This window comes from Parvularcula bermudensis HTCC2503 (assembly GCF_000152825.2).
Classification (GTDB): Bacteria; Pseudomonadota; Alphaproteobacteria; order Caulobacterales; family Parvularculaceae; genus Parvularcula; species Parvularcula bermudensis.
Genome location: NC_014414.1, coordinates 1,463,536 through 1,479,987, shown reverse-complemented (window position 1 = coordinate 1,479,987; position 16,452 = coordinate 1,463,536). Strand labels below are relative to the sequence as shown.

At 61.8% G+C, this 16,452-nt stretch carries 6 protein-coding genes; 1 reads left to right on the top strand and 5 read right to left on the bottom strand.

Going from position 1 to position 16,452, the window contains the following annotated elements; genetic code table 11:
- Positions 1–13: 13 nt before the first annotated feature.
- The gene (locus PB2503_RS06945) at positions 14–1,612 is read right to left on the bottom strand and encodes an alkaline phosphatase family protein (protein WP_013300530.1); all 1,599 of its coding nucleotides are present in this window, start codon (positions 1,610–1,612) and stop codon (positions 14–16) included.
- 92 nt (positions 1,613–1,704) lie between these two features.
- Complete coding sequence (locus PB2503_RS06940; protein ID WP_013300529.1) at positions 1,705–1,983, bottom strand: acyl carrier protein; 279 nt, start codon at positions 1,981–1,983, stop codon at positions 1,705–1,707.
- Between the two features lie 281 nt (positions 1,984–2,264).
- Between PB2503_RS06940 and PB2503_RS06935 the strand changes: the two genes are divergently transcribed.
- Complete coding sequence (locus PB2503_RS06935) at positions 2,265–3,260, top strand: extracellular catalytic domain type 1 short-chain-length polyhydroxyalkanoate depolymerase (protein ID WP_049781993.1); 996 nt, start codon at positions 2,265–2,267, stop codon at positions 3,258–3,260.
- Positions 3,261–3,459: 199 nt separating this feature from the next.
- Here the strand turns inward: PB2503_RS06935 and PB2503_RS06930 are convergent, their stop codons facing one another.
- From PB2503_RS06930 to PB2503_RS06920, 3 genes are read right to left on the bottom strand one after another with little or no spacing between them, the layout of a single operon-like run.
- Complete coding sequence (locus tag PB2503_RS06930; RefSeq protein WP_013300527.1) at positions 3,460–7,218, bottom strand: type I polyketide synthase; 3,759 nt, start codon at positions 7,216–7,218, stop codon at positions 3,460–3,462.
- A gap of 8 nt (positions 7,219–7,226) precedes the next feature.
- Positions 7,227–15,722 (bottom strand): type I polyketide synthase, encoded by an 8,496-nt coding sequence (locus PB2503_RS06925; protein ID WP_013300526.1) that lies wholly within the window; start codon positions 15,720–15,722, stop codon positions 7,227–7,229.
- The gene (locus tag PB2503_RS06920) at positions 15,719–16,201 is read right to left on the bottom strand and encodes a hypothetical protein (protein WP_013300525.1); all 483 of its coding nucleotides are present in this window, start codon (positions 16,199–16,201) and stop codon (positions 15,719–15,721) included. The genes PB2503_RS06925 and PB2503_RS06920 overlap by 4 nt, the downstream gene beginning before the upstream one ends.
- Positions 16,202–16,452 lie beyond the last annotated feature (251 nt).

The window sequence follows — 16,452 nt, the reverse complement described above, 5'->3', positions numbered from 1 at the left end:
CCCCTTGGCGCGATTAATCTTCGAGGTAGCCCAATGCCCGGAGCTGATCGAAGATCTTCTCTTTATCGTGATCTGACATTCCCTCCGTCCCCTGACGGTTGAATTGGACCGCCATGGTCGGATCACCGATTTTCACCGGATTGCTCCGGAAATAGTCTTCCGTGAACAATTCGTCCGGAACCTTTGCCTCGAAGTCCTCGGGAATATCGAGGCCGAGACTGTAAACGAGGATCGCGGCGACATCCATGATGTTCATGAGATCGACGCTCGTATTGGCAACGCCGTTCCCATAGGCAAGGAAGATCCCGTCAGGATGGTGCGTCCCGATCATCACCGGCCGCTTGATGATCGTCGGGGCCCGGTCCTTCACCGAGACGAAGCCGTAATCGTCGAGGATCAGCGTCAGATCGGGCGCTTCCCGTCGGGCAATGCCCGGGAAAACCTCTTCCCGCAAAAGAATATCGCGGATGAAGGGCCGCCCGCCCTCGGGATGTTCGAAGGCCATCAGATCGTCGATCAGCTTTTGCCGGAACTCGTAATACTCTTCGATCGGCACGCCGGGATCGCCCTCATTTTCAGCGAGGCGGATGACAATGCCATTGCTCGACGGCGTCGGGCAGAACGCTTTTGTGTGTTCCCAATCGAGGTCCGCGAAATTCGCATCTTCGCGCCGCTTATCGGCGTCCGATCCCTCGTGTTTCCGCCATTTGAGATAGCCGAGTTCGCCCAGCAGACGGTTCACCCGGAATACGTACTCAGACCCGGTAAATCCGTGGTCGGACGCGAAGAAGACCTGCACATCGTCGCCGGCGAGACCGACCAGACGCTCGACATAGCTGTCCAGGGTCCGGAAATAGTTGAGCACCATCTCCCTGAGGCGTTTGTCCTCATCGCTCAGACCCGCTTCGATCCGTTGCGGATCGAGCACGTGCCAGACCTGGTGCTGCAATTTATCGGTGCCGTCGAACATCACCGCACAGATGTCGGGTTGATCCTCTTTGAGCAGCGCCTCGGCGATACGGAACCATTGCTCCTCACGCGGCATATGTTCTGTGACCCAGCGCTCAAGCTCATCCTGGCTCATCTGCTCCCCGATCTGGGCTTCCCGCTCGAAGTCCCAGGCGAGTTCCTTGGCGTTGAAACCGTCGATCCCCTTGAGCCGGTCATAAAGCTCAGGCGGCGTGACATTCATCTTGAGGTGCTTCCAGGAGACAAAGCCCGGGACCAAAGAGCCATTCACCGGGTTGACCGGCGCCATCATGGGGAAGTTCAGCGACACCACCGAGCGGTCCTGACGGCTCGCAATCGACCAGATTGTCTCTTTCCGAATGTCCCGGGAATCGTAGAGGGTGAAGAACATCTCGTTCCCCCGATCCTCAAACCGCACGAAATCATAGACACCATGGTGCCCGGGCGACCGTCCGGTGACCAGCGATGTCCAGGCAGGCGGGGTTAAGGGGTGAGGCGTAGACCGCAATTTGGCGTGGAAGCCCTCATTCATGACCTTTCGCATGAAAGGCATGGTCACGCCTTCGCCATAGGGATCGTTGGTCAGCTGATCGAGGACCGTGAAGGTCGCGCCATCCATTCCGATAAAGAGTGTCTTGACCATAGTTCTTCCCACTTCCCAATTTAACTCTATTTCGCCGCGATCGAGGCCAGTCCCACATCGTCCGACTTAAGACGACCGTGCCTCCCCCATCGTCAGGCGCCGTTGATCTTTTTGTTAATGAAGTCCGCAATTTGCCGGACGGTCAGGTCGTCGACATATTTGCCGTCCTTCATCAGCAATTCATCAAATCCCATATTGCGGATGCCGAAATGCTGCTCGATGGCGACCACGAGCTGGATCACATCGATCGACTCGAATTCGAGATCGGCCACGATTTGCGAGTCAGGGGTGATCTGATGGTCGACGCCCCAATCGTCGGTAAACCGTTCCAGGATGCCGACGACGGCGCGATCAATATCAGCGGAATTCACAGCCACTCTCCCAACAGGTGGTTGCCCACCACCCTATTCACGACGGCGCATTTATATGCACCGCAATATGCCGTTTTTTTTGCACCGCCGCAAGAACTCGATGCGGTCTCGGGCGTTTAGGCATTACTGTTATATCATTTAAGACCACTGCCCGGCAGTTGTCTATACAGACCAAGATCATAGCAGGGATCGGGCCAATTAGAGGCGGCGGTGGATCTCACTATGGACTTGATCGAGACGACTGCTAGCGGTGGAAAGCGGCCAAGATTTGGAGTGATCCTATGCCCCGTAAGACACCTTCTTTTTTGCTGAAGGGGGTTACAGCATTTCTGTTGTCCCTCGTGCTCATATCCTGCGGCCCCGGTCCGGGCTATCGCAACAATGGGAACCAGCCCCCTGAACCAGGGCGCGGCTCGACGGGCACCCCCGCGGAGAAAGGCCTCGTCCAATTTGACGTACGGGCCGGGGGGATGACCCGCAATTATCTGCTCTACGTCCCGCGCAACTTGAATTCCGAGCGGCCAACGGCGCTCATCATGGCGTTCCATGGCGGCGGCGGAAATGCGAAAAATATGGCCGATTTCAGCGGCTTGCCGAAGCTGGCCGAACGGGCGAACATCCTCGTGGCGTTTCCAAATGGCACAAAGGGGCGCAGCGCCAATGGCGGCACCTGGAACGCCGGCAGCGGACTGAACCAGGGCTCTGCGGAAAAACGCGGGGTCGACGATGTCGCTTTTGTCCGGGCGATGCTCCAAGACATCGAACGGCGTTATAAAGTGGATCAACGCCGGATCTATGCCACGGGAATCTCCAAGGGGGGCATGTTCAGCTATCTCCTGGCCTGCCGGATGTCCGATACAATTGCAGCGATCGCCCCGGTCGCGGCCACCATGACCACCCGATCCTGCAATCCCAGCAAACCGGTCCGCGTCCTCCACATCCATGGGACCGAGGACTCCAATATTCCTCTAGAGGGAGGCTCAGGCAGCTTGAGCTTGGCGAACAATGCCGACTCCTATCCCTCCGTGCAGCAGACGATCGATTTCTGGCGCCGTGAGAACAAATGCTCAGGCAGCATTCAATCGACCCAAAAGACACCCGATACGATCTGCTATTCGTCCTGTAGTGCGGTCCAATATTGCGTCATTCGCGGGGGCGGCCATTCCTGGCCGGGCATGGAACCCAAATTCTGGCAAAAAGCGCTCGATATCGAGACCACCCAGACATTCAATGCTGAAAGTGCGATCTGGCAGTTCTTCAGCGAAGGGAAGTGGTAAGAGCGCTCCCCCTCCCCTGACTGAGCTGAAAAGACCGATATGACGGGAAACCGGTCCGCCCATGGCGGGCCGGTTTTTTGTGGCGCGCCGGTGGTCTCTCCCACTGTGGAGAGATCGACCAGAAAGCTGAGAGTGGTCGGAAAAGCCGAAGGGGCGGCTGGGCCCCGCCCCCGCGGCCTGGTTGTCCTTAGTCTTAAGCCTATTCCGCCGCCTGCGCCGCCGCCGCCTCGTAATAGGCCACGGCATACACATATTCACCGACGACCCGGAAGGAAGCCCGGACCATCGTTCCGGCAAAGCCGACCATGGCCTCTCCCGTATCTTCGCGGATGGCGTCGACAACAAAGGCCCGCTCCTGCCCAACAAAAGGAGCCGCCAGCAATTTCGCCGTCGCCTCTTTTAAGGCCCAGAACGTCACGAGGGCCGCGCTGCGGCTTCGCGCCTGGTCGAGATAATATCGCTCATCGTCGGTCAGGATCCGCTCAGCCATGCCGACACTGTCGCGCACGATCCCAACCCGTTCGATGTCTGCCCCGATGGCAGAGGCGCCGACACCGATGACGGCCATGCCGTCCTTATGGGCAATACTGAGGGGCGGAGCGGCCGTGGGCACGGCCCCCGCGTGGGTGACAACCGCCATCGGCTGGCCTGAGGCGTGCTGTCCGATCACGACCGGGTCACCACTCGGCAGCCCCAGATAATCCGCCACCGCATGTTTTGCGAGGATGCGGGCGAGCAACCATTCCTGACGCCGCATCGGATGGGATTTCGCGAAGCGCTGGACCCACTCGTTCCGGGTCCCCTCATCAAGGCGGGTGGCCCACCGCTGAAGGTCGTCCTCCGACGGACGATCGGCGACCTGGGCACGCCATAATCTCACGCTTTGGGGCACTGCGAGCATTTGATCAATCCGATGGAACACCGGCTCGACCGTTTGTCTTGCCCCGCCCGGCTGCGCCGCGGGCGCAACGCCAGCAGGTGCCGCTGGTGAAGGCTGAGAGCTCGGGGCCGACGGCGCCGCCTGACCGGCGGAGGCGGCGGGCGCACCGCTCGACGTCACCTTCAAGGTCTGACGCAGTTTCTCCGCCGAGTCTTCGTCGAGATGGATCAGGGGCAGTTCACTCGGCAAGCGCGGATCGTCCGAGACATTCTCGTAATCCGTCCGCACAGTCGGTTTGAGGACCGCCGCATCGGGCAGGAGCTGTACGGTGAAGAGCTGCCCCAGAAGAGTGAGAAGACTTTCCAACGGGCTGCGCTTACGATTGTCACAGCTCGCCACCAGAACGTCATCCGCTTTGAGAATATCCTTCACAAAGCCCTGCAGGCTCGACCCAGCCCCAACCTCGATGAAGCTCCGCACACCGTCATTATACATACGCTGTATCACGTCGGTAAACCGTACACGCGTCATATATTGCTGAGCGGCCGTGTCGAAAATATCGGCAGGCGCATCGGGATAAGGCTCAGCGGTTGAGCAAGAATAGAGTGTGGCGATCGGCTCACCGATCGGCGCGCCCTGGAACAGGGCGTGGAATTCATCCGCCAATGGCTTAATGAACTCAGTATGATAGGCCCAGGAGAGGGGCAACGGCGTTACCACGCCCCCCTTACCCGCCAGCTCCTTGCCGACGGTTTCCATCACATCCTTCGGTCCGAAAATAATCGCCTGGTTCGGACAATTATCCATGGTGAAGCGAACATCCGGAAAGCGGCCGAGTACGTCCTGAATGGCTTCGGGGGCAACCGCCCCGACATTCAACAATGTGCCCGAGGGGATCTCTCCCCGCTCCTCGATCGATTGGAAGATCGTGTTCATCGACCGGATGAAATTGCTGACCCCCTCTTCGTTGAGACCGATCACATTGGACGAAATCAGGGCGGCATTCTCGCCGGTGGAATGGCCGATCATCGCATCGGGCTTTACCCCAAGGCTCGACAGGAGGCGGAAATAGGCCATGTCCGTGAAGAACACGGCCTCTGAGCCTTCTTCGACCCGGGCGAGGGTCTCATCGGCGAGCTTGCGTTCTTCTTCCGTGTACTCATCCCGCGGCCCGAACAGGAGCTGCCGATGGGCGATGGCGCGGCTGTCGCCAAACAGGTCCTCAAGCCGCTCCATCCAGCGATGGGTCGTCGGCGAGGTAAAGAGGATGTCGGACAGCATCCCGGCATATTGGGAATGCTCACCGGGATACATAAAGGCGACCTTCCCCTGCTTGGCGTCACTGGCGTAGAAGATGCCCGATTTGACGATGCCAAAGTCCGCTTCATCCTTGTCGGCGAGACGTTTTTCGGCCGTTTCGAGCTTTTTCTTTAGGCTGTCGAAATCCTTCGCGACAAAGGCCAGACGATGGTTGCCGCCATCGCTTGCGGCCTTATCCACCGTTTGATCCGCGAATGTCGTGAACGCCTGCTGCGAACTTTCCCCCTCCGCCAGGGCATTTTGAGCCGTGCGGAGAGTGCCCAGCAGGTCCTCTTTGGAATTTGCCGCCCAGGTAAAAAGTTCCGGGCCCCAAACTCGCCGCGTCCCAAAGACCGGCAAGTCGCTCATCGATGCATAGGGCGACTCTTCGACGGAGATGTGGGAATTGATGCCGCCAAACCCGAAGGAGTTGATCCCCGCACGGCGCGGTTGATCCTTCCGCCGCAGCCATGGGCGCGGCTCGCGGTTCAAGTAGAAGGGGGTTGTTTCCAAACCGAGATCAGGATTGCGCTCCTCCACCAAGGTCGGGGGCAGGATCCCCTCTTTCAACGCCATCGTGACTTTGATGAGGGACGCCGCTCCGGCGGCGGGAATGGTGTGCCCCACCATCGATTTCACGGAGCCTAGGGCGATATGGGGGACGCCGCCGGTGCGCTCACCGAACACGGCGCGCATGGCGTTGACTTCTGTCCGATCCCCAAGCGGGATCCCGGTCCCGTGGGCTTCGAGCAGATCGATACTGTTCGGGTCGATCCCGGTATTCTCATAGGCGCGGGCGATGGCTTGCTCTTCGCCCCGCTGGAAGGGCGCCATGAGGCCAGAGGATCGTCCGTCCGATGAAATCCCTACCCCTTTGATCACGGCATGGATTTGATCTTCGTTCTGCAGGGCATCTTCGAGACGCTTCAGAAGGAAGACCCCCTGCCCTTCGCCGAGCAAGGTCCCATCCGCATGGGCGGAGAACGGCCGCACCTGCTCGTTCCGGGACAGGGCCCCCAGCTGACAGAAGACCCCGTAAACAAGACTGGAGGTCGTGGTGTTCACCCCGCCCGCCAACATCATATCGGCGCGACCCGATCGCAGCTCATCCGCCGCCGCCAAAAGCGCAAGCGATGTCGAGGCACAGGCGCCATCAAGGATATAATTCGGCCCCTGAAGATCGAGGCGGTTACAGATCCGCCCGGTCATCATATTCGGCACCAGAGCGGGGAGCGTATCGACGCTGAATTTCGGTAGCCGCTTACGGAGAATCTTCTCCGCCTCGTCGCGGGTTGCATCCGACATATCCGGCAACAGATGGTCCAGCGTATGCAGCACCTGATCGACCATGATCGCGTGTTGGAAGCCATTCACATTGCCCCGATTGGCGTGAATGGCATGGCCGAAGATCACCCCAACGCGGCTGCGATCGAAATCCCGATCCTCGCCATAGCCGCCATCCCGCAGGGCCAGGGCCGTTCCATGCAAGGCCAGGAACTGATCGGCCTCGCCGCCCAGAACCGAGATCGGCATGGTGCCATAGGGCCGAGGATCGAACCGCGAAATATCATGCAGGAAGCCCCCGCGACGCGTATAGATCCGCAATTTTTCGAGGGGCGCATCGGGGTCGAGCAGGCGTTCCTCACCCAGCCACTCGTCGCTGGCCTCGGTGATCGCATTCACCTTATTGAGGATGTTCGACCAGAAGATCTCCTTGTCCGGCGCTTTGGCGAACATGCCGTCCATGCCGACAATGGCGATATCCAGGGGCTTCGTCATACCATCTCTCACAGAAGCTTCAGGGCATCGGCTTCGGACCGTCCCTGACCGAAGGGAAGACGATCGGCGACCACACCGCCGACCCGATTGAGGGCATCGGTACTGGTCGCCTCAAAGAGGTCGACAAATACCAGAGGCTGACCATTCTGACCGAAAATCGCAAAATTGCATTTAATCCGCGAATCATCATGCGCAGAGATAAAGTGCATGTCGATCAGCACAGGGCCGGTGACCGGCGCCGTGGTAAAGCGCGTCACGCTCGACATTCTTGCGGGCAGCCCCGTCTCGTTGCGCATGACCCGCGACCAGACGAGCACCATTTGCAAGGCCCCATCGAGGAGAGCCGGATCGAAAATCCAGTTTGCGCCCTTGGCGGGGGGGTAGAGATCCCCCGGTCCCGTCGCCATCGCATCGACCACCAGACGGCGCTCGTCGAGATGGCGGACATTGGTGATGGTTTGCAGACAGGCGCCGTGGAACAGCCAATCGCGATAGGCTTCGTCCATCGACACCCCTGTGCGCGGCTGCGGCGGCGGCACATAGGTCGGGGCCTGAATGGTTGGCGGGGTATAGGACACCGCCGCGCGATAGCCCGGCACGGGGCGTGCGCCGCCCGCCCATAGCTCGACCTCGGCCCCCTCGCCCGTCGGTTTGACCTTGATATCGAGGGGCACATGATCGCCCTCCAAGGTCACCCCTTTGAAGAGGCGCATATCCGACACGCTGTAGACCGTCTTGTCCGGCGCGGCGAAGGCTGCCGCCTCAGCGATATATTCAAGGGCCCCCATGAACGGCATGACCGGCGTATGATCGATCCGGTGGTGATCGAGATAGGGATCCGAGATCAGGTCGACCGACTTGGTCAGACCATATTGCTCTGTAGAGAGATTTGTTCGTTCCGCGCCATGCAGCAGCGGGAAGTCCATCCCGCCGATCTTGCGGGCGGATGGCCGCGGCAGGGCCCCGAAGGCTTCCTCCTGATACCCCCAGCTTTCGTCACCGGCGATGGCTTCGACCTCATCCGGGGACGCATAAAGCACTTCGTTGACCATGTAGACCAGCCCGCCGGCGGGGGTGACAAGCGACACACCGCGCGCCTCGAACTGCTTTTTGGTCTCGGGGGTCACCATGCCTTTGCCATTGGTGACCTTCAGCCACGGGCCCCAATTCACCGCAGAGACCTTGACCCCCGGCCCCCAATGGGCCCGAAGCGCCCAGCCCAGCTGGTTCAGAACTTCGTTCGCCGCCCCGTAATCGGTCTGTCCGGGGTTGCCGAACCGTCCGGCAACGGAGGTGAAGAGGCCGAAGAATTTGAGGGAGTCAACGCGCAATTTCTTCGCCAGGATGAACGCACTGTCGACCTTTGTATCGATCACGCGGTGAACGCTTGAGAGGTCTTCTTTGCTGATGAGGAGGCTGTCCTCGATAATACCGGCGCCGAAATACACCGCATCGATCCGCCCATATTTGCCGTAAAGGTCATCGACCATGGCGCCAACCGCGTCGGCGTCACGCATATCCACCGACCGCACGTCGATCTTGGCGCCGAAGGCTTCGAAGTCGCGCAAATTCGCATAGACTTCGCGGGTCGAGATGAGTTGCGAAACTTTCTTGTTGATCTGAGCAGGGAGGATTTTCTCTCCCGCCGCCTTGGCCTTCTGGATAAAGTGCGCCCGGAGCTGCCCTTCGTCCTCAATCCCCTTGGTGTCCTCTTCCTCAGCCGTGGGAATACCGCTGCGGCTGGCGAGGACCAGGGTCGCCTTACGGGACGCGAGATGGCGCAAGGTCTCCGCTGTGATCCCCTTGAGCCCGCCAATCGCGAGCACGACCCAATTTTCGTCCGGATGCCGCGCATTTTCGGCATGGCGGGTGACCGAGCCCGGTGCCGTCTTAAAGACTGTGCGCACGCCGCCGGGATAGCCGACCTCGCGCCGTCCGCCCGGCAAGAGAAGCTCGGTGAGAAGGTGGCTTGCCTGGGCCTCAAGGCTTTCCTTGGGATCGAGGTCGATCGCTTTGACCCGCGCCTCACGCCATTCGAGGGACAGGCATTTCAAAAGGCCGATCGCGCCGCCGGCGGCGGGATTGGGCAGCCCGCCATCGAACGCCTCAAAGGGCGCGCTGCGGGAGAACTGGCCGCCGCAGGCTGAGGCGCTGATAAAGGTACCGCCCTCCATGAGGTCGGGGGCCAAGAGCCGGAGAACCGGGAAGAGCGACTTCACCGCCGCGTCGATCTGGGACCGCCAGGCGTCGAGCGACATGTCGAGGGTAAAGGGCGGCAAATCGACTGCCGCCAGGTTGACGGCCCGTCGGATCCGGTACTTCGCCCGTATGTCATTGAGCCAGGTGGCAAAAGCCGCCTCGTCAGACCAGACCTTCCGACGGGCAATAACGGCCTGCCCGCCGGCGGTCTCAATCTGGCTCTGAACCTCGTCGGCGAGGGCCGCGGCGTCTCCTGCGAGGATGACCACGACCCCGTCGTCGGGGGTTTCGAGTGGCACATCGGCCACCGGTTCTGCATACGCCTTGGTGATAAAGCGGGGAAGCGCGGCGTATGCTGATGACGGTGCCTCAATCGGCACAATCGGCGTTGCCTCCCCGCTTAACTCAAAAGGGCGCTGATCCGCCCCCCCGGCGCTTCCAACCACGCCGGCAATGATGCCTTCGATCTCAGAAAGCGACTTCGCCTTAGAGAGATCCTGCATGCGCTCTTCGAGCGCATCGGTGGCACTGTCGGGCAAGGCCCCGCGCATAGCACCGAGGATTTCGGTCCGCTTGATCGAGTCGATCCCAAGATCGGCTTCGATATCGGCATCCATGGACAGCATGTCCTCAGGATAGCCGGTCCGGTCACTGACGATGTCGAGCAGGGTCGCTTTGACATCGATGCTGCCAGCCGCCGCAGGCGCGGGCGCGGCCGCAGGGGCCGGGGCCGCCTCGGCCACGGGGGCCGGAGCAGGAGCCGGTGCGGGCGCCGGGGCCGGGGCCGGCTCGGCATGCGCGCCGTTCATATGGGCGCCATTCGCATGGCCGTTCAGCGCGTGACCGTTCACCGCCGGGGCCGGTTCTGCAACAGGCGCGGGGGCCGGTGCCGCGGCTTGGGGCGCGGGCGCGGCAGGTTGCGGCAACGCCAGCGGGGCCGGCGCCGGAGCGGGCATCGCCGTTTGCTGATGGGCTTCGTACGCCATGGCAGAACCGGCGCCGTTCCCGGCGAGGGAAAGCATCACACTTTCCTGGGTTTGCAGAAATTGGCGCATTACGCCGAAATATTCCCGCAGCGCAGCGTCACCCATCAGGGGCGAGCCGTGCGGTGGATCGTAGGTCATCGCATTGTCTCCTGAGCCATTGGTGAGAGAAAACCGGGAGCCGGCGAGGCCGTGCGCCGCGCTGCCGGTGATACGGCGCCATCCTTCGGGGAGGGATGGCGACGCAGAAGGGGATGGGCCCGTCCCATTGGCCGGGCCGTTGGGTGCTTGAGGCGCCGAAGCCGCGCCGCCGGCCCCATGGGGGGCCGCGCCGGGAAGCGCCTCAGATCCATTGTCAGATCCATTGAGAGACCCATTAGGGGCCCCATGAACCGCAGCGCCCGCGCCCGGCGCCCCAAGAGCGGGGGTGTCCCGCTGCGGGGCTTGGACGTGAACCACTTGGTCTTGGCGCCGTGCATAGGTTCCATTGATCAGCCACTCATGCTGTGACATCGGCGGCTCGAGGCGGATCTCCGCGAGCTTTCTGAGGTCAATTCGCTTGGCTCTACCCTTCAAGAGGGGTGCCAAATCGAGCGAAACCCCAGCGGCGTGTAATTCGCCGATCCCGTGGAAGAGCCCGGCAAGGTCGCCCCCATGGCCGTCGACACTGATGGCCGTGAAGTCTTTTTGGAGAAGATTGGCCTTCACGAGGTCCGTCAGCACGGTTTTCGGGCCGATTTCGAGGAAGATGCGCGCGCCATCGGCGTGCATCCGCTCCACCGTTTCGGTGAATTTCACCGGTCCCGTCAGATGGGCACCCATGGCCGCCCCCAAGGAGGCAGGGTCATGGGGGGCCGCTGTCCCATTTGCGTACACCGGGAAGCGGGGCGCCTTGAAGTCGATGTCGCCCAGCACCTTGTTGAAGGGCTCGCTCGCGGGCTGCATGTAGGGCGAGTGGAAGGCCGCCGAGACCGGCAGCATCTTCGCATTGATCCCCGCCGCGTCGAGCTTGTCAGCGACCGCCTTCATGGCGTCCTTGCCACCGGACAGGATCGTCTGCCGCGGCGCGTTGAAATTCGCGTAATAGACATCGTCCATGTCGCCCACGACGCGGCGGACCTCCTCGATCGGCCCCAATGCCGCGACCATCGCCCCCAGATCCCCCCCGGACGACGCCTTGGAGATGAGACGCCCCCGCGCCTCGGAGATGGCAAAGAGCTCTTCGGCCGTGATCGACCCCGCCGCATGAAGGGCGGCAAACTCGCCATAGGAGTGCCCGGCGGCCATGGCCGGCGTGAGCCCCATCGCCGACAGCACCGCCCAGAGGCCCGCCTCAACGGCGCCGAGGGCCGGCTGCGTCACCTCGGTCTGCATCAAGGCTTGTTTCGCGGCCTTATCCTCAGCGGGGGTGAAACGATCGGCGGGGTAGATCAGCTCCGCAAGGCGCTTTCCATCACGGAAGGTTTCGCTCGACCGGGTCTGCTTGTCGGCGAGTTCGATCCGGTCCCGCATCGCCGCATTGTAAGCGGCGAATTTGCGGAACATGTCGGGGTATTGCGACCCCTGCCCCGAGAACAGCACCGCCAGTTGACCCGCATCGGCGCTCGACTTGCCAGAATAATAGGCCCCCGCCGGACGATCGATGTCGTTCGGCTGATTGATGTTACCGATCAGCCCCCGGAGCTTTTCCCGAAGCACATCGACGGAGCAGGCCACAATTGCCGCCCCAAGCCCCGCGGGCGCCGCCTTGGCCGCCAAGCTGAGGGCGAGATCGGGCCCGTGCGGCTGCCCCCCCGCATCGAGGGCGGACAGGGTGTCCATCATCGCCGCGATCAGGGCGTCTTTGCTCTCTTCCCGCCAGACATAGAGCTCCACCGGCCAGCGCCGGGCGAGGGGCTGCGCCTCGCGATAGTCGCCCGTATATTCTTCGAGCGTGGCGTGGAAATTGGTGCCGCCAAAGCCAAAGGCACTGACGCTCGCCCGCCGGGGGCCGGCACTGGCGAACCACGGCCGCACCTCCTGGGAGACATGCAGCGGGAAGCCTTCTTTGGTGAAGGCTTCGTTCGGCACGTCGACCCCGCGATGGGGCGGTAATATCTTATCGTTCAGGGCACAAATCGACTTGATCAGCCCAGCTACCCCGGCTGAGGATTTGGTGTGACCGATATTGGTCTTCACCGACCCCACCACCGCACTACGGGGCTCGGCCCCCTCTTCCAGAAGAACCGTGCTGAGACTTTCGATTTCAGCGCGATCCCCCGCGGCCGTACCGGTCCCATGTGCCTCGAAATGCCCCACCGTGGCGGGAGAATATCCCGCCTGATTGTAGGCCCGGCGGAGCGCCCGCATTTGCCCCCGCGGCAGCGGCGCCATCAGCCCCTTCGCCTTCCCGTCAGAAGAGCCCGCAATCCCCTTGATCACGGCCAGGATCTTGTCACCGTCCCGCTCGGCGTCCGACAGGCGCTTCATGGCGATCATGGCGAGACCTTCGGAGATCGCGATCCCATCGGCCTTTTCGTCGAAGGTGTTCGACATGCCCCGGGGGGATAGCGCCCCGGCCTTGGCAAAACACGTAAAGCCGAAGGGTCCCTGAACGGTGTCGATACCGCCGCCGATAACGAGGTCGCTGCGCCCCGTCTCAAGTTCGAGCACGCCTTGATAGATCGCCGCCAAGGAGGAGGCACAGGCCGCATCGACCGTGAAGTTGACGCCACCGAGATTGAACCGGTTGGCGATCCGCCCCGGCGCAACGTTCGGCAACAGCCCCGCAAAGCTGTCGGACGTCCATTCGGGCATAAAGTCGAGATCCTCAGGATCCACATACCCTTGAGACCGGTACATCTCCGTCCGCGCTGCGTATTTGATCCCAAGCTCACCAAGACCGCCGGAAAACCCGAGGATCACCGATGTATTTTCCCCATCGAGACCATTCGGACACAGATCAGCGTCCTTCATGACCTCATCCATGGCGACAAGGCCGAGGAGCTGCATGGGGTCGATCGATTCGAGCGAATTCGGCGGCATGCCGAACCGCATCGGATCAAAGCGAACATCGTCGATGAAGCCGCCCCAGCGGGAATAGATCTTGTCCCGCTTGCCCTTTTCGGGGTCGAAGAACTGATCCACATCCCAGCGATGCTCGGGCACTTCCTTGATGGCGTGCACTTTTCCGAGGATATTTTCCCAGAATTGCTCGGCGGTTTTGGCCCCAGGCAGGATCGCGCTCATCCCGATGATCGCGATATCGGCGGGGGTCTGATCCACGACCTTGGCCTCGATCGGCAGGGTCCGGACGAATGCGCTGAGGGTCGTTTGAGCCCCGTCGCACACCCCCCGGTGAAGCGCCTCGACCGTCGTCACCTCGCTCAACAGCGTGGCGGTCTGGCCGATCATATACATGCCGCCTTCGCGCTGTTCCTCTTCGCTGCGCTCTTCGTAACGGCGCGAGCCATCCGCGGGGCGGGACACCCCTTTTGAGGCCAGGCGAAGCCGCCCCAGCGACATCGCCTCGAGTTCTTCACTGATTTCCGAGCCGGACTTGCCTTCTCGCGCCATGGTCGTGCGCTTGGTCCGGAAATCCGTCACGAACTGAGAGGTCACACAGCGGCTCGCATGGCCCGGTCCCGTGGCGCAGCTTGCCGTCGCCGTGGCGGCAATAGCAACGTCCTGAAAGGTCTTGTTGATCGCCCCGGCGGTGACCGCCTCTTCGGTAAAGAGATAGGGCGTCCCCATCAGGATGCCGACCTTAAAGCCGGCTTCAGCCACCCGAGTCGCCATGACCTGCGCCATGGCCGCGCTGCGCCCATCGAAGATCCCGCCGGCAAACAGGATGTGGATCTTGCCCGCCTCTTCGCGGCTGAGATTTGCGGCGAGCAGGGCATCGCTCATCATCGACCAGAGAACGAAGCTCCCCACGGGGCCGATATGGCCACCGCATTCCCGGCCCTCGAAAATAAAGCTCTTGGCGCCATTCTGGATGAATTGCTCGAGGAGCACTGGCGAGGGCACATGGAGATAGGAGCGGATCCCCTGCTCCTCCATCTCGCGCGCCTGATCGGGGCGACCACCGGCAATCACCGCAAAAGTGGGCTTGGCCGCGAGGATCGCCGCCCGTTGATCGGCGAGGGTCTCGGTCGGCACAAAGCCGAGCATCCCCACGCCCCAGGACTTGTCGCCGATCTTCTCAGCGGTTTCCATCAGGAGATCTTTGACCTTCTCGCCCCGCATCAGGGAGACGGCCACCATGGGGAGCCCGCCCCCCTCCGCGACAGCCACCGCGAAATCGGCGGTGTCGCTGACATGCGTCATGGGTCCCTGGACGATCGGGAAACGGGTGCCGTGGGCCTCCGCAAGGGGGGACCCCTCTTGCAGAATATCGGCCCGAGCGGCCCGCCGGGGCAGCTCCTTCACGCTTTGACGGATCGCCTTGAGAACCGCTGAAACCTTACCGAACTCCGCCGCCCAATAGCTGGCGACCGCCCCGTCCTGCCCGAGAGGCGGCACCTTCTCCGCCTCGGCGTCGAGAGTCCATCCCAGCTTTGCGATATGCTCCTTATGCACATCACCGGCGGCGGTGATCGCATCACGCAGGTCGCGGGCAGTCCGCGTGCCCGGCAGCCCCCAAAAGCGCAGATAGCGTTCCCCGTGCTGGTCTTCGCCGAGAATGGTTTCCACCCCGGAGAACCGCTTGAGCGCAAGGCCGAGCGGCTCCTTGAGCGGAGATTCAGCGAGCAGAAGCAATTGATCGTCGAGCACCACCCCCGACGCGCCCCCCACGGCACAGGCCGCCGCCGATTCGCGGTTGATTCCACCACGGACAAAAAGCGGCAGATCCGTGTGACGCTTGATATCATTGAGGAGAACGAAACTGGTCTCCTCTCCGATGAGCCCGCCGGCCTCATGCCCCTTCAACCAAAAGCCGTCGACCAAGCCCGCCAAGGCCGCGGCGCCCTCACTCCAGCCGGTCAACTGTCCCAGAACGGTACAGCCAAGCGCCTTCAGCTCTTCCACCCCGCGGGCACTCAGCCCATCAACCGGCACCACGACGAAGGGGGGGCGGGTCTGGGCGCTCTTGACGAGGTCAAGCCAAGCCCCTTCCGCTTTCGGCAACAAGATGCCGAAATCCCCCCGGGCGTGCTTGGCAAGGTGGTCGAGCAGCCCCCCGGCCGTTTCGGGATTTTCCCCATACTCGGCATTCAGCACCCCCACGCCCCCGGCGCGGGAAGCGGCGATGGCGAGATCCACATTGTCGAGCCCGCTCGGCGTCAATGCAAAAATCGCGAAGTCGCGTTTGCCTGTCGCCGAATTCGCCAAATTGCTCATTCCGTATCTCCCGCCTTATGCCCATGAAAATGAGACGCCTCAGCGCCTGCCGCGTCCTCGTCCGGTTCGGGGACCGCATCCCGCGGCTGCCACCGTTCCGCCCGTTCCAAATCCGCTCGGCTGATGTTCAACAGAACCTCCAGAATCTGGATCCGGAACATCAGCTTCTTTTTGAAAGCGTCGACATCTTCGCTACTGCTGCCGACATCGATATCTTCGGTCACCCCTGGCGCCCAAAGATCCGCCAGGGTCAAATTTTCCGCTTCTAGGGCCTGGTCGAACTTCTCCCGGCTGACCGAGATCTTTGCCTGATACTCTCTCCACAGATGAACACCGAGATTTCGAAGTTGCTCATCCTGGACGACACGCTTGAAGTCGAGGCCGCGTTGCACCGGCTCGTCAGAGGAATCGAGACCATCGATCAGCCCCCGAAGCTCGGCCATTTCCCAAGCCTCGTCCAAATCCGGGAGATCTGACATGTCTGCTACCATATACCCACCACAACCGCGCCTGCGGAAAATCGCCGATCAGCGCTGCACAATTCGTGCAACTCAGCCCCTCGCCCGCAAACTCGCGTGTCGCCCAATCCCATCAGCTTCACTCGCCAAAGCAAAGAACAGCCGCGCACCCCAACAGTACAATAGATGACAGAAAGAGCCACAGCACTCAACCACGCATTACTTTGGCTAACCTAACAGCCGCGCGACAAAGTAAAAGTTACGCCAGCACT

Bases quoted from the DNA above. Each gene is read 5' to 3' on its own strand.
- PB2503_RS06920 (WP_013300525.1), bottom strand. From the start codon at position 16,201: ATGTCAGATCTCCCGGATTTGGACGAGGCTTGGGAAATGGCCGAGCTT.
- PB2503_RS06935 (WP_049781993.1), top strand. From the start codon at position 2,265: ATGCCCCGTAAGACACCTTCTTTTTTGCTGAAGGGGGTTACAGCATTT.
- PB2503_RS06925 (WP_013300526.1), bottom strand. From the start codon at position 15,722: ATGAGCAATTTGGCGAATTCGGCGACAGGCAAACGCGACTTCGCGATT.
- PB2503_RS06945 (WP_013300530.1), bottom strand. From the start codon at position 1,612: ATGGTCAAGACACTCTTTATCGGAATGGATGGCGCGACCTTCACGGTC.
- PB2503_RS06930 (WP_013300527.1), bottom strand. From the start codon at position 7,218: ATGACGAAGCCCCTGGATATCGCCATTGTCGGCATGGACGGCATGTTC.